The 17,636-nt window shown below is 34.4% G+C and carries 18 protein-coding genes and 1 pseudogene; 18 read left to right on the plus strand and 1 reads right to left on the minus strand.

Annotated features, from left to right (window positions below):
* Nucleotides 1–44: 44 nt before the first annotated feature.
* From ACYQ0N_RS12750 to ACYQ0N_RS12825, 16 genes and pseudogenes are all read left to right on the plus strand, one after another.
* Nucleotides 45–2,642 carry an ATP-binding protein gene (locus ACYQ0N_RS12750; RefSeq protein WP_460162897.1) on the plus strand — a complete coding sequence of 866 codons (2,598 nt, stop codon included), beginning with the start codon at nucleotides 45–47 and terminating at the stop codon, nucleotides 2,640–2,642.
* Nucleotides 2,629–3,114: a hypothetical protein gene (locus ACYQ0N_RS12755; RefSeq protein ID WP_460162898.1), complete on the plus strand. Its 486-nt coding sequence runs from the start codon at nucleotides 2,629–2,631 to the stop codon at nucleotides 3,112–3,114. Before ACYQ0N_RS12750 ends, ACYQ0N_RS12755 begins: the two co-directional genes overlap by 14 nt.
* 75 nt (nucleotides 3,115–3,189) lie before the next feature.
* Nucleotides 3,190–3,732 carry a toxin glutamine deamidase domain-containing protein gene (locus tag ACYQ0N_RS12760; protein ID WP_460162899.1) on the plus strand — a complete coding sequence of 181 codons (543 nt, stop codon included), beginning with the start codon at nucleotides 3,190–3,192 and terminating at the stop codon, nucleotides 3,730–3,732.
* On the plus strand, nucleotides 3,716–3,973 hold the full coding sequence (locus ACYQ0N_RS12765) for a hypothetical protein (RefSeq protein ID WP_460162900.1): 258 nt from the start codon (nucleotides 3,716–3,718) through the stop codon (nucleotides 3,971–3,973). The genes ACYQ0N_RS12760 and ACYQ0N_RS12765 overlap by 17 nt, the downstream gene beginning before the upstream one ends.
* Before the next feature lie 145 nt (nucleotides 3,974–4,118).
* The gene (locus ACYQ0N_RS12770) at nucleotides 4,119–4,415 is read left to right on the plus strand and encodes a hypothetical protein (protein WP_460162901.1); all 297 of its coding nucleotides are present in this window, start codon (nucleotides 4,119–4,121) and stop codon (nucleotides 4,413–4,415) included.
* Between the two features lie 15 nt (nucleotides 4,416–4,430).
* Nucleotides 4,431–5,864 carry a hypothetical protein gene (locus ACYQ0N_RS12775; RefSeq protein ID WP_460162902.1) on the plus strand — a complete coding sequence of 478 codons (1,434 nt, stop codon included), beginning with the start codon at nucleotides 4,431–4,433 and terminating at the stop codon, nucleotides 5,862–5,864.
* Between the two features lie 55 nt (nucleotides 5,865–5,919).
* Nucleotides 5,920–6,141, plus strand: coding sequence for an SEL1-like repeat protein (locus ACYQ0N_RS12780; RefSeq protein WP_460162903.1), 222 nt, complete (start codon nucleotides 5,920–5,922; stop codon nucleotides 6,139–6,141).
* Nucleotides 6,142–6,257: 116 nt separating this feature from the next.
* Entirely contained in the window at nucleotides 6,258–6,521 is a 264-nt protein-coding gene (locus tag ACYQ0N_RS12785; protein ID WP_460162904.1) for a hypothetical protein, read from the plus strand.
* A gap of 980 nt (nucleotides 6,522–7,501) precedes the next feature.
* Nucleotides 7,502–9,097, plus strand: a complete 1,596-nt coding sequence (locus ACYQ0N_RS12790; RefSeq protein WP_460162905.1) for a recombinase family protein — start codon at nucleotides 7,502–7,504, stop codon at nucleotides 9,095–9,097.
* 37 nt (nucleotides 9,098–9,134) lie between these two features.
* Nucleotides 9,135–9,434: pseudogene (locus ACYQ0N_RS12795) on the plus strand (recombinase family protein); the annotation flags it as partial.
* 21 nt (nucleotides 9,435–9,455) lie between these two features.
* Nucleotides 9,456–10,484, plus strand: coding sequence for a recombinase family protein (locus ACYQ0N_RS12800; RefSeq protein WP_460162940.1), 1,029 nt, complete (start codon nucleotides 9,456–9,458; stop codon nucleotides 10,482–10,484).
* A 55-nt stretch (nucleotides 10,485–10,539) separates the two neighbouring features.
* On the plus strand, nucleotides 10,540–10,815 hold the full coding sequence (locus tag ACYQ0N_RS12805; RefSeq protein WP_460162203.1) for a type II toxin-antitoxin system Phd/YefM family antitoxin: 276 nt from the start codon (nucleotides 10,540–10,542) through the stop codon (nucleotides 10,813–10,815).
* Complete coding sequence (locus ACYQ0N_RS12810) at nucleotides 10,815–11,123, plus strand: type II toxin-antitoxin system RelE/ParE family toxin (RefSeq protein ID WP_460162202.1); 309 nt, start codon at nucleotides 10,815–10,817, stop codon at nucleotides 11,121–11,123. The genes ACYQ0N_RS12805 and ACYQ0N_RS12810 overlap by 1 nt, the downstream gene beginning before the upstream one ends.
* A gap of 104 nt (nucleotides 11,124–11,227) precedes the next feature.
* Nucleotides 11,228–13,720 (plus strand): recombinase family protein, encoded by a 2,493-nt coding sequence (locus tag ACYQ0N_RS12815; RefSeq protein WP_460162906.1) that lies wholly within the window; start codon nucleotides 11,228–11,230, stop codon nucleotides 13,718–13,720.
* 65 nt (nucleotides 13,721–13,785) lie between these two features.
* Nucleotides 13,786–14,028, plus strand: a complete 243-nt coding sequence (locus ACYQ0N_RS12820; RefSeq protein ID WP_124100736.1) for a type II toxin-antitoxin system Phd/YefM family antitoxin — start codon at nucleotides 13,786–13,788, stop codon at nucleotides 14,026–14,028.
* Nucleotides 14,025–14,405 carry a type II toxin-antitoxin system death-on-curing family toxin gene (locus ACYQ0N_RS12825; RefSeq protein ID WP_177531636.1) on the plus strand — a complete coding sequence of 127 codons (381 nt, stop codon included), beginning with the start codon at nucleotides 14,025–14,027 and terminating at the stop codon, nucleotides 14,403–14,405. The genes ACYQ0N_RS12820 and ACYQ0N_RS12825 overlap by 4 nt, the downstream gene beginning before the upstream one ends.
* Before the next feature lie 172 nt (nucleotides 14,406–14,577).
* Here the strand turns inward: ACYQ0N_RS12825 and ACYQ0N_RS12830 are convergent, their stop codons facing one another.
* On the minus strand, nucleotides 14,578–15,492 hold the full coding sequence (locus ACYQ0N_RS12830) for a tyrosine-type recombinase/integrase (protein WP_460162907.1): 915 nt from the start codon (nucleotides 15,490–15,492) through the stop codon (nucleotides 14,578–14,580).
* A gap of 399 nt (nucleotides 15,493–15,891) precedes the next feature.
* Between ACYQ0N_RS12830 and ACYQ0N_RS12835 the strand changes: the two genes are divergently transcribed.
* Together ACYQ0N_RS12835 and ACYQ0N_RS12840 are read left to right on the plus strand one after the other, a co-directional pair.
* Nucleotides 15,892–16,665, plus strand: a complete 774-nt coding sequence (locus ACYQ0N_RS12835; protein ID WP_460162908.1) for a glycoside hydrolase family 5 protein — start codon at nucleotides 15,892–15,894, stop codon at nucleotides 16,663–16,665.
* Between the two features lie 240 nt (nucleotides 16,666–16,905).
* Nucleotides 16,906–17,532 carry a leucine-rich repeat protein gene (locus ACYQ0N_RS12840; protein ID WP_460162909.1) on the plus strand — a complete coding sequence of 209 codons (627 nt, stop codon included), beginning with the start codon at nucleotides 16,906–16,908 and terminating at the stop codon, nucleotides 17,530–17,532.
* Nucleotides 17,533–17,636 lie beyond the last annotated feature (104 nt).

Raw genomic sequence — 17,636 nt, forward strand, 5'->3', positions numbered from 1 at the left:
TAGGAATTATGCAAATTATTATAAATATGGAAGGAGTGTTGAAAATGTTAATATATGAAATTAATAGTATACCAGATTTGACATTAAGCAAATATCAAGTGTTTGCTGATTCTGGAATTGAAGGTATGCTAGAAGCACAATTACAGTTCATCAAACAATTATACCGAGTAGCATTATTGGGTGGAATTCATATTCATTTTATCTATGATTATAATCCAAAAAGAAAAGCTGGAATGAAACTGTGTATCTATGTTGCATTCTCAGGAAATGAAGAAAACAAAGCTTATTATTTGAAATTACGAAAAATTATAGATGCATCTAATATTTCAGAATACTTTCAATTTCATGAGATACAAAAAATATTTGAAGTAGAAACAAAATATTCATGTATGACAATACTTCGTAAAAAAGAAAGAATTCTTCAAACTATTATTGATAATGAAGAAAAATACTTTTATCTTGTACCTAATTGGAAAATAAACGAGAATGCACGATTATATAACATGATTCAATTGATGGAATCTTTTAATGAAAGATGCTGTTATCGTGTGGATTTATATATTGAAGAAGATATAGAAGAGCAAATTCATAAAAATTTTGAACGACCTCTAACATTTTTAAGAAATATATCTAATAAAAATTTAGGCATAAGTGAATATTCAAGAATACAGAAAAGTCAACATGACCCAAATGCAGATGAAGTACTTAATCAGTATGAAGATTGGATAAAATCAATTGATAGTTCTCCTATATTTCGTTGTAGAATTTGTGCATTTTCAAGCGATAAGCAGTATTGCCAATTAATATTGAATAGTACTATATCGGAATCCATCCAAAGTGGCAACGCTACTACACATGTAAAACAGGGAATATTTACAGCTTACGAATTATTAGATGAGATTCCTATTGGATATCATATCAAAGATGCTCCAAAGTCTATGCAAAATTGGGCTACTACTTTTACAGCGGAAGAAATCTCTACCTTTGTAAGATTACCTATATTATATGATGGCGAAAATATTGAGTTGCCAAAAGAAACAGCAGCAATTCAAGAAAGTGATGGAATCATTCTTGGCAAAGATAAAAACAATTATGATGTATTGATTCCGCAAAAATTATTTCCAAAGCATATGTTTGTATGCGGTGTTCCTGGTTCTGGTAAGACAAATACTATGCTTCATTTAGCCAATAGTCTTTGGAATTATGAAGTAGAAGAAAATGGTAGTAAACAAAAGCTGAATATTCCGTTTCTTGTATTAGAACCAGCGAAAAAAGAATATCGTGAATTAGCGTTATTTGATATTCCAGAATTACTAATTTTCTCACCGTCTGCTTGTACGAATTTTCCAATTAGAATTAACCCATTTGAATTTCCAAGGGGATTAACTTTATCAGAGCATATTAGTAAATTGTGTCAAGTTTTTGAAGGAGCATTTCCAATTGCATCGCCTGCGCCATTTATATTAGACCATGCCATTCAAGCCATTTATGAAAAACATGGGTGGAATGTAAAGGATATTAACATGGGCACAAAATCTTATCCATTAATATCTGAACTATATGATCAATTCGAAAAAGAACTACTGACTACTAATTATGATAGTGAAATTCAAGGAAATATTCGCTCTGTTCTAGAAATGAGAATTGGAAGCTTACTTCGCAGAGAGATGAAGGAAATTTTTGACGTTCCGAAATCCACACTTTCACCGGAAGAATGGCTGACGAAACCAGTTATTATTGAGTTGGAATCACTTGGTGAAGGACTGGCTAATTTTGTGACATTACTGCTTTGCACTTTAATAAGAGAAACATTAAAAGCAAATCCATTAGTGGATAAAGACAAACCTGTTCGTCATGTGATTTTTATTGAAGAAGCACATAACTTAATTGCACCAGAATCACAAGTAAAAAATGGACAAGATTCGAATCCGAAAATTGCGGCAACTGCATTTATTGTAAAAATGCTTGCAGAAGTAAGGGCATTGCGTGAAGGTATTATTATCGCTGACCAGTTGCCGACAGCAATGGCACCGGAGGTTATTAAGAACACAAATATTAAGTTGGTGCATCGTTTAACATCAGCAGATGACCGTGAACTTGTTGGAAGTACAATGTCTGCAAGTCCGCTCCAAATAGAAAATATGGCAACCTATACAAGCGGTCAAGCATTATTTACATATGAAAAATTAATTCGTCCATTTGAAATGCAAGTGAATCTTATAGACATACATGGTGAACACACTCCAAATGACAATGATTTGTATGAAATAATGTTACAAAAGCCAGCATTTTACGCATTATACAAAAGAGAAACGCAAGAACAATGGAATCATATTAAGGAGCAATGTAAAAAACTTCTTAATATTGAGCGAACATTAATTCATAACCTAATTAGTTTTGATTTTATTAAAATGCAATACAAAGAATTTGAAATAAACATAGAATCATTTGCTAAAATATTAGATTTATTAAATGTAAAGAAAAGGGTTTACAAATTTGAATGTATATCTATTTCAGAGAAATTTATTGAAAAGAAAAGGAAAGATGAAATGTTAGAAATAATTTCAAATATAGGATTAAAGTATGAAAAAAGTATCTCTAAAATAGTAAATTTATGGAGGAAAGAACATGGCAACTCATAGTATTGATAAGGTGAAAGATAAACAAGGTGACGTTAAACGGAATCTTGATACCAAAAAAGAAGAACTAAATCAGCTTGAAGAACGTAAGCAAGCACTTATGGATTCAGGAAGTGCCGTTCAGATTTCCGATATGGATGAGCGTACAAAAAAGCTTATTATGGAGCAGATAAACCAAGCTCTTGAAGAAAATTCGGAAAAGGGAGAAAAACTTTCAATTGAAATGACAGATGATTTAATGTCATTGCAAGATATGAAACAGGAAGTTTTAGAAATGACGGAAAGTACTAAACAGGAACGTCAGAAATTAGAACAAAAAAAACCTGTTTTAGATAGATTTGGATTGGGAAAAAATATTGATATCGCAATATCTGAAATGGATACAGATATGTCACAATTAGAATCTGTTCAAGGCGAATTAATAGAAATCGAACATGAAATAAGCGATGTTGCGCATAAATTAAATAGTTTGTGAATCGAACTTTCATTCCAAATTGAATTAAATTCACAAGCCTTTGCCCCTGTACCTTTAGAACGTAAAGCTACTGAAATGGAAAGTTATATTGTACATAACTGGGCAAGAATTTTAGAAAGTCATGATATTAACTCAGACTTGCACAAAAGCAATCCTAATTATAAAGAAGGATTTGAGTGGCAAATTAATTGTCAACGATGTGTACCAACATATGAAATGAGAAGACGAGGATATAATGTAACAGCTTTACCAGCAAATAAATATAGTTCAGATTATCTTTCTTATTACCCATTTAATGTATGGAAAAATGCTAAAGTTAAAACTTGTTTAGGAACAGGATGCGAACAAATAAAAGATACAATGCAAGAATGGGGAGATGGTTCAAGGGCACAGATAGTGGTTACTTGGAATAATACCAATTCTGGTCATACATTCATTGCAGAACAAGTATATGGAAAAACACAATTTATAGATCCTCAAACGGGAGAAAGTGATGTTTCATATTACTTTGATTCTGTTGCAGATGGAAAAACAAAATTTTGTAGAATAGACAATATAGAAGTATCCAGTAAAATTATTGATTGTTGTAAGGAGGTTAACAATGTTAAGTTTTTATGATGCTTGTAAAATAGCAGTTAATTATTTTTTTGAAAAATACGGTGAAACAGAACTAGCAAAAGCACTTGAAACAAAAGACGCTTGGATTTTTTATTCTGGAAAAGAGAATCAAGATAAGATAGGACACATGGGAATACTAGTGTTTAAAGAAGATGGTGAAATAGAAGACTTTATTCTACCATCTAAAACAAACTTCAAGTTATTAAAAGAAGCTATACCTATTGAAATGAACAGAGAATAATCAAAAACAATATAAAAAATACTTGGATATATACATGTATAGACGATTTTTTATGTAGAACAAAATATATATTATTGTGCTGCTAAAAGTTACCCAAAAACAATAGAAGATAACAAAATATTAAAAAAACTTAAGGAGTAATGTAATGGGATTTATAGTTTTTATAGGTATAATCATTGGGGTATGCGTTGTTGGGAAAAAAAGATACGAATACCAGAGATATAAAAATGAAATAGCTGATGCAGAGTGGAGATTAAGAATGCGGCAGCAAAGTGAAGAAAATGCGCAACGTCGGCTAATACAAGAAAAAAATAAATTATTAAGAGATGAATGGAATGAAGCTGTTACATTAGTTAATAAATATAAAAATGAAGCTGAGCTAGTTATATTTGAACAAAAATGTCTTGACTCAGCAAGCGTTATAACGTTAGACAGTGAATGATTTTGCGGATTTGAAGTGGAGGGAATTAATGGAATTGAATTTTATGAAAAGAAGTGGAATGAATATGATTTTTTGATTGAAAATATAAAAAACCAAGAATATCTTAAAGTTCATGCTGAAATTAAAGAGGTTGCTGTAGATAAAATTAAAGAATTTATTATTTCAAGTCTAAAAGAAACAAAATTCGGAAAAGAAATGATTGGAAAAGGCTTAGATGTAAATATAATATATTGCAAATTGTGTGCAATAATCAGTGCAACACATACTAATAAATATGATGAATTATTGAACAACCTTAAGGAATATTTAGATGTTGTTTTTTCAAAAGGTCTTATATTTATCAAACAATTAGAATATGGAAAATTTGAATTACCCTTAAATGACCCGAACGAAATAACCTTTATTCAACAACATGAAACAGAAATCAAAAAAGAGATTAGAGAAAATCTTTCACATGTTACAGATAATGAAGATGATAATTTTATTGGTATGATTCGTGTATTTAATTTAGACTTTTTGAAAAAAATAGCTATACTTATGTGGTATTATGCAATGAGAAAGCCGTTTAGTACTGAAGATTTTTATGAATTATGTGGTTTTTTTGATGAATTTACAGCAACAAAAAACCCTATTTCGGAGAGAATTATTGCTGAAATTTATGCAAAAAATCAAATAGGCGGTTTAGAATTAGTACGTCAAGATATTGACAAATATAATCATGCTATTCTTGAAGGAAAAACATCATATCAAAAATACATAGTTTCAGCGTTAGCATGGATGGAACTATACGATTTGGAACTTAATGTTTTAAAAAACATTGTAAACTCAAAAGGTGAGATAACTGAATCTATGCAAGAACGTCTGTCGTTTTTATCTAATGGAGGAATGACAAATGTTAAAATTTTTGAAATTGCTCCTGAGACTGATTTTTTTTATTATGATAGCTCATCTTGTGAGTGGACATCAAAGGAATTTGACGTTTTTTTCAAAAAATTATCTATGAAAAATATATTGTTAAATTATTCGTTGTCTATAAATATATGGAGGAAAACACTTCCATTAATGGCCGGACAAAAAATTAACAACAGTAATATTTATAAAGAATTTGAAAAAATGATTCAAGACTTTGATGGTGAAATAAAATGTAGCAAAGTTAACGCCAAAGCATTGGATTTGGAGAATATTACTTATAACGAAACTGTATTATTTGAATTTTGTAGTGAACGTAATCGTTGCACATCTATGTTATTTTCCTGTGAAAAATTTGGAAGAAACTTAAATTTACTTATAATTACATTGTTCACACCAGAAGATAAACTCACTATTGAAGATATGAAAAAATATGCATCAGCAATTAAAAAAAATATATATGTTGAGAGTTTTAGAGAATCGATTTTACAATCGATTGATGAAGTTTTAAAAGAAAAGAAACCAATGTATGAAGATTAATCGAAAACTTACACAAAAAGTATAAATAATAATAATTAAAAAGTGAGGATGAAAAATGGCTATTACTGAAGAAGATTTTAACTACTATAGAGAAGAAATGATTAATGGAGATGCAAAAGGAGCATATAATATGGCTTATTGTTATCTAAATGGTGAAGGTGTAGAACAAAATTATAACTTGGGATTAAAATATTTAAAAGTAAGTGCAGGACTGGGATACGTAACTGCAATATATAAGATGTTCTGTTTATATAATGGAATGGAAATAATGGTTTAATTATTGATAAAGATTATTCTAAAAAAATTGAATATGCAAAAGTTCTATCTTCAGCAAATTTGCTTTTTAATGTTGAACCTGAAGAACAAAAATACATATATATAGGAAAAATAGAATTGGCAGTAAATTATGCTAACTCTGATCGACCACAAATAGAACAAAAAAAAGGATTTATTTTTTTGAAAGAACTTGCAGATATGGGATTCCCAGATGCACAGTATTATACAGCTCTATGCTATATTAATGCTATTGGAACAAACTCGGACTATAATGCCGCCAAACAATACGTTAATAAATGTATGTATAATGAAAAAAATGATGTGTTTGGAAATCAAAATAGTTTTAAAAATGAAGCAAGTAAATTATACTATAACCTATAAATTAAATCTATTAAAATAAATGATATTTTATAATTTATTCACTCCATGAAAAATTAATACGCAAAAAATTTCTGTATGTTCTTTCAAAACATACAGAATTTTTTTGCACTTTTGCAGTTAAGGAGTTAAGAATAATTATACTCGCCTTGCTCGTCTAAGCTTTCAAGATATTCAATCCGCTTTATTAAAAAACTATATGTCTACTTCCGCACACTCTCCATCTCTCAACTTCTCTTAAAATTAACTTATCTCGTTCTACTACTTTCACCTGTTCCACCACCCTAACAAATATAATAATATAATAAAAATAAATAAAAAAACAAAAATAAAATAACTCTATAATTTCAATATAATTTATTATATGTATTCCACGATGTAATAGAGGGGTCTCGTATGAAATAGGAGACCCCTCTATTACATCGGGAATGAAATTATAGCGTATTTACAAGGCTTTCGCCTTTTTATTTATTTTTATGCGCTGTCTTATGTGGTTAGAACACTTTTGTCATGGGTTGGTGGAACAGGTAATTTTTCAAAATCGGACGTGCTGTTAATGATAATATAAGAATGTACAAAAAATGGAATTTAATCATGTACAAAAATGTACATAACTAAATTCAAAATTTTGTACATTTTCTTATTGACATTAACACGTGCATAGACAATTTTCTTCTCACATAAAAATTGATATGGGAGGTTTTGTCTATGGAAAAGGATACATCACTGACAGAAAAAGAAAATGACAAAGAAGAAAATACATATACCGTGACATATAATCAGTAAATTCATAGGAATAAATACTTCGAGTAAAATCCTATACGATTTGGCAGTTAAACGAATCCTATATGATGATTCTATATGAATTCTTATTTTGAAAAAGTAACAAAATCAACTGGAATTTACTGCTTTTTTGTGCTATAATCAGTACAGAAAATGATATTTGTCCGGTTGGTTTTTGTTGTATTCAAAGGAGGTCAGAAATGGGAATACAACAAACTTATTCCGTCGCTATTTACTGCCGTTTATCGGTTGACGATGGAACTAACTTGGAAAGCATGAGCATTGCAAGTCAAAAAACAATGCTGACAGAATACGTGAAAAAGCAAGGCTGGAAACTGACTGATATATATGTTGACGATGGTTACAGCGGTGTGAATTTTGAACGTCCCAATTTTCAAAGAATGATACACGATATTGAACAAGGCAGAATTAATCTTGTCATTGTTAAGGATTTATCGAGACTGGGCAGAAATTACATCATGTGCGGACAGTACACAGAAATCTATTTCCCAGAAAAGAATGTGCGATTTATTGCACTGAATGACGGGATTGATACCCTTTATTCCAACAACGACATTGCGCCGTTCAAAAATATCCTAAACGATATATACGCAAAGGATATTTCGGTAAAAATACGTTCTTCTCTGCATGCAAAGGCAAGAAAAGGCGAATTTCTTGCGCCTTATGCACCATATGGATTTTTGAAAAGTCCAGAAGATAAGCATATTTTGATAATCAATGAGGAAATCGCACCGCATATCAGAAGAATGTTTGAATTAAGTTCTTCCGGAGTTTCAACAAAGAAAATTGCTAAAATTATGGAAGAAGATGGAGTTTTAACACCTTTGGACTATCGAAATTCTAAAAAGAATTCGGTCAATGGTACATTTCAAAAGAAATATACTTGGGACGGCGCTGTTGTTAGGTGGATTTTAAGAAATCCGGTATATGCCGGACACAATGTGCAATGCAGAAAACGTGTACAGTCTTACCGTACAAAAAAAATTGTACCGAATAAGCGTGAAGACTGGATTATTGTGGAGAATACCCATCAAGCAATCGTCAGTCAAGAATTATTTGACACTGTACAAAAGTCGCTTGACGGAAGATTACGTTTTGTTAAAAGAACAGGCAAACCGCAGATATTTTCCAAACTGTTCTACTGTGCGGAATGCGGTTACAGTATGCTCCATCACGACAGAACAAATTATCCGAAATACTATTCTTGCGGAAAATATCGCACAGACGGTACAAAAGCCTGTACTTCTCATCATATTACATATGAAAACCTTTACAAGATTGTCTTGGAAGACATACAAAGGCATGTAAAGTTGATTGAAGAAGACGAGGGAAAAGCCATTCAGGAAATTCTTTCTGTGAAATGCTCTGCGGAAGAAAAACAGCTTGCCAAAGCCAAAAAGGAATTAAAACAAGCAAAGAAACGTCTGGAAGAAATGGACGCTCGAATTAAACGAGTGTATGAAGATAATCTCAGCGGAAAAATACCGGATGATTTGTTTTCGGTGTTTATCACAGATTATCAGAATGAAAAGCAAACATTGACAGAAACAGTTCATACACTGGAAGACGAGGTTAGTACGATTCAAGAAAACAGGACGGACGTTTCAAGATTTATTGCACTGTTAAAAGAGTACGCAAACATTACAGTACTTGACAGACAAACTTTAACTGCATTGATTGATAAAATTACAATCAGCGAGGATAAAAATCAGCAAGGTAAAAAGAACAAGGAACAGACGATTACGATTTATTACAAATTTGTTGGAGCGGTTTAATGCTCCTTCGTTCCGTTGGTGAGGGTATGGTGACGAAGGGATAACGGGAACACGCGAGGACAAGCGCGGCGAGTTTCAGAGGATGATGAAGGACTGCCGCAGAGGTAAGATAGACAGGATCTATACGAAATCTATCAGCAGATTTGCCCGTAATACAAAAGACTGTCTGAAAAATGTAAGAGAACTGAAATCCCTTGGAATAACGATATTTTTTGAAAAAGAAAATATCGATACCGCAAAGATGACCGATGAAATGATGATAACCATTATGGGCGGTCTTGCGCAGGAGGAATCGACTTCGATCTCGCAGAACTTACGTTGGGGAATAAAAAAGCGAATGGAAAACGGCACAATAAAAATGTGTACTCCGCTTTTCGGGTACGACCTTGTAAACGGAGAGTTAGCTTTAAATTCCCAAGAAGCCGAAATAGTCCGGCAGGTATTTGATTGCTATCTGAACGGCAGCGGCACTGCAAAAATAGCTAAAACGCTAAACAGTTTAAACGTCCAAAGGAAAGGCAAACCATGTCATTGGACTGCGGGTACAGTTAAACTAATGCTGACTAATGAAAAATATATCGGAGATCAGCTATTTCAGAAGAAGTATACAACGGATACGCTTCCGTTCAGACAAATGCTGAACAAAGGCGAACGTGAGCAATACTATTATTCACAAAGACATGAACCTATAATTTCAAGAGAAGATTTTGATAAGGTTCAGAAAATTTTAAACGAGCATAAAAAATCATTTAAAGGAATAAAAGACAGCCGGATATTTTCAAAAAAGCTTTACTGCGGAGAATGCGGTTCAACATTCAAGTTTAAATGCGGCAATAATAAAAATTATTGGGTGTGCAGGCTGCATGATACAGAGTCCGACAGATGTTCAAATAAGCAGATTTCAGAGGTAAACGTAATATCAGCATTTATACGTCTATACAACAAGCTGTATTTCAATTATAAAGAGATACTTCTCCCCTCACATACCGCTCTTCAGAATCTTAAGCTCAGAAAGTTCAGCGGTCAGGCTCAGGTAATGGAAGTCCGCAAGGAGATCGCAAAGCTTCGGGAGCAGTCTCATGTTCTCGCGCGGCTGAAAACAAAGGGATTTCTGGACGAGGCAAAATACATTGAGCAGACTGCGGAGCTTACAGCTAAAATCAATAAACTGCAAACGGAGCTGAAAAAGCTTACATGTTCCGACGATGAGGATGAAACGCTTGATCAGATTGAAATGCTGATCGACTTTTTTGAAAAGCAAGATGATCCTATAACTAAGTTTGAAGAATCGGAATTTGAAAGCATTGTTGATAAGATTGTTGTCATAAATCAGCATGAGCTGGAATTTCACTTGATCGGTGGATTGAAGTTTAAAGAAAAAATATAGACCGCATTGACAATTTAGCGTAATTGTGATAAAATATATTCAGGAGGCGATGATTATGGATATGAATATGATCAGACCTGTTTCGGATTTAAGAAACAATTTTGCCGATATTTCAAAGACCGTTCACGAAACCGCACAGCCTGTTTTCCTTACAAAAAACGGTTACGGCGATATGGTAGTTATGAGTATGGAAGCGTTTGAGAAAATGCATTTTGAAAGCGACGTATATTTCAAGCTTACCGAAGCTGAGCGTGAAGCTGCGGAAACCGGCGAACGCTTTTCGTCAAAAGATGTTTTAAGTGCAATGAAAGCGGCGGCGAGAGATGAATAATGTATACAATTGAATATTTGCCGATAGCCAAAAGTGATATGGTTGACATTGCAAAATATATCGGCGTAAAGCTTGAAAATCCCGAAGCCGCTGAAAGACTGGCTGAGAAAATGATTGAAGCTGCTGAAAAGCTGACGGATATGCCGTATAAGTGTCCGGTGTATATTCCTGTAAAACCGCTGAGGCATGAATACCGCAAGCTCATAGTTCAGAATTATATCATGTTTTATTGGGTCGACGAGGATAAAAAACGCATAACAATAGCAAGGGTTGTTTACTCCGGAAGAGATTATGAAAACCTATTATAGCGAAATGCCTTATGATAAAAAATCGTAAGGCATTTTTGTTGATATTGGTACTGGATATATTAAAAGCCTTGTGGTATTCTTATTGGTTGAAAGGAGTGAAATCAATGCCCAAAAACAGAGTTATCCCGTTTGGTTACTGTATGAGAAACGGAGAAATAACCGCCGAACCGAAAGAAGTCTATGCCGTATCAACGATTTTCAGCGAATATCTGAAAGGCGGCAGCTTGCTTCAAATAGCAAAGCTGATGGAAACTGAAAAAATCAGATATACCGCCGATTCTGATAAATGGAACAAAAACATGGTCAAGCGGATAATTGAAAACGAGAAGTATTTAGGCAACGATAAATATCCGCGGATAATTGACGAAAATATTTTTAAGCAGGCAAATGAAAAACGAACACAAAAGGCAACCTCGCTATGCGTTATTTCAGAGGATTTACAGGAAATCAGAAGGATTGCATACTGCGCCGAATGCGGAGGAAAGCTTTTCAGAAAAACTAACGGCAAGGGACGTGAATACTGGAACTGCTCAAACCAAGGCTGCTTCAAATTTGAATATCGGCTGACGGATCAGATGATAATCGGAGCTGTATTAACTGCTCTGAACTCTGCTATTGCAAATCCAAGCTTAATAGAATGCGAGAGCGAAATCAGCGCCTACTCCCCCACTTCCGATATTCTACGTCAGCAGAATGAGATCAGCCGGATGACAGATTCCCCACAGGTGGATTTTGAAAAAGTCAAGGCGGAGATATTCAGACTGGCTGAAATGAAATACGAGCGCTGTACATACAGCGACAAACCGCAGAAAACAGCGGAACTCGTAACCTTATTTATAAATCAGAATCAACTGAATACATTGGATATCGGCTTATTCAAGTCTTGTATAAACAAGATTTTGATAAGCCGTTTCTGTACTATAGAGGTCGAGTTTATCAATGGGATAAAAATAAAAAATACCATTAGGAGGGAAAATGATGAACACAGCGCCGAATGTAAAGATAAACCTGCGAAAACGCAGACAGCGGAAAACCGTAACAGGTACCGTCAACTGAGGGTTGCCGCATACTGCCGTGTCAGCACAGAACAGGAGGAACAGCAGAACAGCTATCAGGTGCAGATCGCATACTACACCGATTTGATCAACAGGAAAAAAGAATGGACTCTGGCCGGAATTTTTGCCGACGAAGGTATCAGCGGTACTCAGACAAAGAAAAGAACGGAGTTCAACCGCATGATCCGTATGTGCAGAAATAAAAAAATTGATCTGGTGATCACCAAATCAATATCAAGATTCGCCCGAAATACAGTTGACTGCCTTCAATATGTCAGACAGCTGAAAGACCTTGGAATCGGAGTAATATTTGAAAAGGAAAACATAAATACTCTGACCATGACTTCGGAATTTATGATAGCTCTGTACGGCAGCTTCGCTCAGGCGGAATCGGAATCAATAAGTAAAAACGTTTCTTGGGGTAAGGAAAAAGCGTACCGTAACGGTAAAGTTCCGTTTCAGTACAAGCATCTGCTGGGGTATAAAAAAGGAGCTGACGGAAAGCCGGAGATAGTTCCCGATGAAGCTGAAACGGTGAGAGCTATATACGATCTCTTCCTTGACGGCTTCAGCATGACCGATATTGCCAATAAGCTGACGCTTTCGGGAAGAAAAACAGCTCACGGAAATACGGAATGGCACAGGGAGATAGTAAGGTCGATACTCAGAAATGAAAAATATGCGGGCGACGCTTTAATGCAAAAAACCTTTACCGTTGACTGTATCACTCACAAGGTAATGAAAAATAACGGAGAGAGGCCCATGTACCTTGTGACCGACCACCACTCCCCAATCGTAGACAGAGATACCTTTAACCGTGTTCAGCAGGAGCTTGCAAGACGTAATTCCAAACGGAAGATTTCGGATAAAACAATCACGGAACAAGGCAAGTATTCAAGCAAATATGCGCTTTCCGAGCTTCTCATCTGCGGAAGCTGCGGAACTCCGTACAGACGGCAGATATGGAACTCAAACGGTAACAGATACGCTGTATGGCGGTGCATAAGCCGACTTGAACACGGAAAAAGATACTGTACTAACTCGCCTACTTTAAAGGAAACAGTTCTGGAAAAAGCTATTCTGAATGCGGTAAACGAGTATTTCGGCTGCCGGGATGAGATAGCAGAAATACTTAAAGCCAATATCGGCAGCGTCTTGGAATATCAGGGGCAGGATGAGATAATATCGATAGAAAACCGCTTAAAGGAAATCGATCGGTCGAGAAACAATCTGATTGGGCTTATAGCTTCCGGCGGCTGCGACGAGGATAAGCTGGACGGCGAATTCGAAAAGCTTTATATGGAAGAACAAAGCCTTAAGGAACAGAAAGAGGACTTAAAAGAAAAAATGCGTTTATCAGCCGATACCCAGGATAAAATCAATTCGGCTATGGATATGATAAAGGATGAAAGTCTGAGGCTTGAATTTTTTGATAACGTCATAATCCGAAAGCTTGTAGAATGCATTAAGGTTAAAAGCAAGATGGAGCTGCTCATAATTTTCAAGGGCGGGATCGAGGTTAAGACAAATATAGAAAATTAATTTTCAAAATAGGTTGAATTTATCCTAACTTTAGTATATAATATATATGGAAGGAGGGATTTAATATGACTATCAATACTAAATCTTTAGTCAGTATATCGGAGGCAAATCAAAACTTTTCAAAGGTTGCAAGACTTGTAGATGAAAATGGGACGGCTATAATTCTCAAAAACAATGTGCCGAGATATATTATTATGGAGTTTTCAGAAGCTGAGAAAATTCAGGAAGCTGACGATGAGGATATAACCAAACTGTCGCATAGAATAATAGAACAGAACAAGGAAGCATACAAGGAGCTTGCAAAATGATAAGGCTTACGGAAAGACAGATTGTAAAAATACATTCTGATCTTATTGCAAAAACCGGAGGCATAGAAGGTATTAGGGATAAAGGAATTCTTGACTCCGCTGTAAATTCACCGTTTATGACCTTTGACGGAGAGGATCTATATCCAACAATTCAGCATAAGGCTGCACAGCTTGCATTTTCCATTATATCCAATCACCCTTTTATAGACGGCAACAAAAGGATCGGACTTCATGTAATGCTGATATTCTTAGAGCTTAACGGCGTTACTCTTAAATATACGCAAAATGAATTAATAAAGATCGGTTTAATGCTGGCAGATGGGAATATGACTGTAAAAGATCTTCTGCTGTGGCTTATAGATCATAATGAACAATAAAAGCTTGCTGGTAACGGCAGGCTTTTTCTGTCGGAATAATTTTCCTATTGCAAAGCCTAATTAACATAGTTAAAACTAATTCAATAAAAAACGGATATCCGAAAAGATACCCGTCGAAAGATGTCGTAAAATAAATCGTTTTACGAAATTCACAAACAGGCATAGAACAGCGCTAACACGCCAGCCGATTGACGTATTTGCGTTTTAATTTTTCCGAGGAATGGACATAAGTATTGAGTGTAATTTTGACGTCGCTGTGACCGAGCAGCTCGCTCAGAGTTTTAATATCAAACTGCTTTTCCACGCACATTGTAGCGTAGGTATGGCGCAGAGCATGGAATGATATATCGGATATTTTACATACCGCAAGAATTTTCTTAAATTTATGCTGTAATGTTCTTGGCTCGGTCGGTTTTTCCCTGCCGGAAAGAATAAAAATATCAGGCTTCTGCCTGAACTTTTTCAGCATTTCAATAATAAATAACGGGATGTAAACTACCCTGACAGAGCTGTCCGTTTTAGGCGTATCAATGGAGATAACGGTTTTTCCGTTGCCAAGCGATATTCTCTGAACGGTTTTGCTGACTGTAAGACAGCCCCGTCTGAAATCTATGTCCTTCCATTGCAGACCGCATAATTCACCGATTCTTAAACCCGTATACAAACACAGCAATATGCTGACGTTGCATAAGCATATATTATCAATAAGGTACTTTTCAAGCCTTTTACGTTCCCTGTCCGAAAGCGTTTTTGCTTCGGGCTTCTTTATTTTCGGAACGGTTATTCCGTCGCAGATATTTTTAAGACCGTATTCAAGCTGAGCGTATTTTGCGATAGCTCTTAACGCTTTGATAATATCTCTTGTCATGCTTACCGACAGACCGCCTTTTCCGTCCTTTCTGCCGCTGTTCATTAAGGACGAAATATATTCATTGATATGCTGCTTGTCAAGAGCAGTATATTTTTTGTCCCCGATATCAGCAAAAATATGGTCGTTCAAAAGCCTTTTATAGTTATAATATGTAGACAGTTTAACGGTCATTTTTTTATTTTCAAGCCATTGTTCCCCAAGGAATCTTATTGTCATATTTTTCTTTCCTGAAAACCTGAACATAGTTACTTATTTTCCTTTTCCCCTTTGTCGAATTGCAGATTTTTACACCATATACAAAAACCGACATTTAATTAGTGCATTTTGCACGAGAATTTCGTGCCTATTTTTGGTATATTGGAAATCAAAAATATTAAATTAATATATTAAAACAAAATCAATAAAACCATAAAACGATTTAGTGTATGGTATTTCTTATTGTATCAAATAATTATTTGATAAGAGAAAATAGTATGTTAATTTTATTTAGCTGTTTGAAGCTTGACAATAGAATATTGTAAAAAGGGCGCTAAAGAAAAATTTTAAAGATAAAAGATAATAAATTTCCGGAAATTATTAATATTCGTATACGCAGTTCTAGCGAAAGGAGTAATTATGCTCAGGAAAAAAATATTATCAATAGTGTCTGCTGCGGACGGCGGTAACGGCGTTGAGGGTATGTGGCTTGACATTACAAAAACAGGAACAGAATTTGAAGCAATTCAGAGTAAGTTCTCAGGAGTTTGGTCATCAATAGCAAATACATTCGCAGATTACGATCATAAGCTGATATTTGAAGGATTTAACGAGCTTAACAATGGTACTCAAAACGAGCCGTCTGCTTCAAATTTAAGCAATGTAAACGAATTAAATCGGGCATTTGTGACCGCAGTCAGAAACTCCGGTGGAAAGAATAGCGATCGAGTTCTTGTTGTAGCTGGTTACAATACTAATATTGATTATACAGTTATGACAGGCGGTTTCGCAAAGCCGAATGATACAGCTAATGATAGATTAATGCTTTCTGTTCATTACTATGATCCATATGATTTTGCATTGGAAGAAACAGATGATGTAATAGATTGGGGAGTTATATCCGATAGAATGTATATGCAGAATCAATTAAAAATGATAAGTGATTTTGCATATACAGATGATATAAAAATGCCTGTAATTATAGGTGAATATGGTGCGGTTGACAAGGATAATACTATAGAACGAGCTACATATTTAGAGAATTTAAATATGTATGCTGCACAGTATGATATTGTAACGGCTTATTGGGATAATGGCGTTAATGGTAATTATGGTTTTGGTTTATTCAATAGAGATACCAATGCAGTAACAACAACAGGTAATACGTTAATTGAAGCAATTATGGGGATTTAAAAGAATAGAATCACTAAATTGAACAGTGTCTGTTAAATGCAGACACTGTTTTTTATTAGGAGGGTTAAAATGAAAAAAGTTTAAAATTTAAAACGTGTTTTAGGCGTTTTACTGACAGGACTTATAGGAATTAATGCAGCGGGTTTTTCAGCTATTGCCGATAATAACTTAGAATTAACTTCTACTACAGACATATTTACATGGATAGTATATGAAAATATAGCTTATCCTGAATCATTAGTGGAAGATTATCAGACCATTCTCAATAACAATACAGAAATAAAAATGCCTGAAACTTATACTGAGAACGAAGTGACCTACCCTGTTAATAAATACGGAGAACAACGGCTGTTTCAAAGCAACGATTATTTTACAAAAATAGTATTTCCGCAGACTTATACACAAGCTGCAAGTTCATTATTTAGAAATTGTTCATCAATTCAAGAAATAATTTACGAATATAATGGATCATCTTTTAAAATAGCTTCAAGAGCGTTTAATAATTGCACTTCGCTAAAAGGATTGTATATTTATACTGATTCCATTGTAATAGATAGCTCTAATGCTTTTACAGGAGTTAATTCCGATGCAATCGCATATGTTAAAAATGAAAATTGTAAAAGCACATTGGAATCGTATAACTGGCCCGGTAGTATAGTGATTGATACTGAAATGGGAAATGAAACTTCAAAAGCAAATAAAATTTCTTTATCATTTAAAATAAATGACGTGGAAAGTTTCCTGTCAGAGCTTGACAAAACCAAATATACAAATATCGAAGCGTTGGATACAGAGCTTGCAAATGAAAAGACTGTGTATAATAATGCGTCTGCAACACAGGAAGAAGTAAATAATGCCACTAATTAATTAGCTGCTGCTTTCGATAACGTTGAAGAAATCGTTGATAAAACAGTACTATCACAAAGAATAGATGAAATACAGGCATTTACCGATAATTTAGGTTATGACAA

This window comes from Ruminococcus sporogenes, from assembly GCF_054655175.1.

What these genes read in the sequence shown, in the direction of transcription:
- ACYQ0N_RS12750 (WP_460162897.1), top strand. Translation starts at nt 45, where the DNA reads ATGTTAATATATGAAATTAATAGTATACCAGATTTGACATTAAGCAAA.
- ACYQ0N_RS12755 (WP_460162898.1), top strand. Translation starts at nt 2,629, where the DNA reads ATGGCAACTCATAGTATTGATAAGGTGAAAGATAAACAAGGTGACGTT.
- ACYQ0N_RS12760 (WP_460162899.1), top strand. Translation starts at nt 3,190, where the DNA reads ATGGAAAGTTATATTGTACATAACTGGGCAAGAATTTTAGAAAGTCAT.
- ACYQ0N_RS12765 (WP_460162900.1), top strand. Translation starts at nt 3,716, where the DNA reads ATGTTAAGTTTTTATGATGCTTGTAAAATAGCAGTTAATTATTTTTTT.
- ACYQ0N_RS12770 (WP_460162901.1), top strand. Translation starts at nt 4,119, where the DNA reads ATGGGATTTATAGTTTTTATAGGTATAATCATTGGGGTATGCGTTGTT.
- ACYQ0N_RS12780 (WP_460162903.1), top strand. Translation starts at nt 5,920, where the DNA reads ATGGCTATTACTGAAGAAGATTTTAACTACTATAGAGAAGAAATGATT.
- ACYQ0N_RS12790 (WP_460162905.1), top strand. Translation starts at nt 7,502, where the DNA reads ATGGGAATACAACAAACTTATTCCGTCGCTATTTACTGCCGTTTATCG.
- ACYQ0N_RS12800 (WP_460162940.1), top strand. Translation starts at nt 9,456, where the DNA reads ATGTGTACTCCGCTTTTCGGGTACGACCTTGTAAACGGAGAGTTAGCT.
- ACYQ0N_RS12805 (WP_460162203.1), top strand. Translation starts at nt 10,540, where the DNA reads ATGGATATGAATATGATCAGACCTGTTTCGGATTTAAGAAACAATTTT.
- ACYQ0N_RS12810 (WP_460162202.1), top strand. Translation starts at nt 10,815, where the DNA reads ATGTATACAATTGAATATTTGCCGATAGCCAAAAGTGATATGGTTGAC.
- ACYQ0N_RS12815 (WP_460162906.1), top strand. Translation starts at nt 11,228, where the DNA reads ATGCCCAAAAACAGAGTTATCCCGTTTGGTTACTGTATGAGAAACGGA.
- ACYQ0N_RS12820 (WP_124100736.1), top strand. Translation starts at nt 13,786, where the DNA reads ATGACTATCAATACTAAATCTTTAGTCAGTATATCGGAGGCAAATCAA.
- ACYQ0N_RS12825 (WP_177531636.1), top strand. Translation starts at nt 14,025, where the DNA reads ATGATAAGGCTTACGGAAAGACAGATTGTAAAAATACATTCTGATCTT.
- ACYQ0N_RS12830 (WP_460162907.1), bottom strand. Translation starts at nt 15,492, where the DNA reads ATGACAATAAGATTCCTTGGGGAACAATGGCTTGAAAATAAAAAAATG.
- ACYQ0N_RS12835 (WP_460162908.1), top strand. Translation starts at nt 15,892, where the DNA reads ATGCTCAGGAAAAAAATATTATCAATAGTGTCTGCTGCGGACGGCGGT.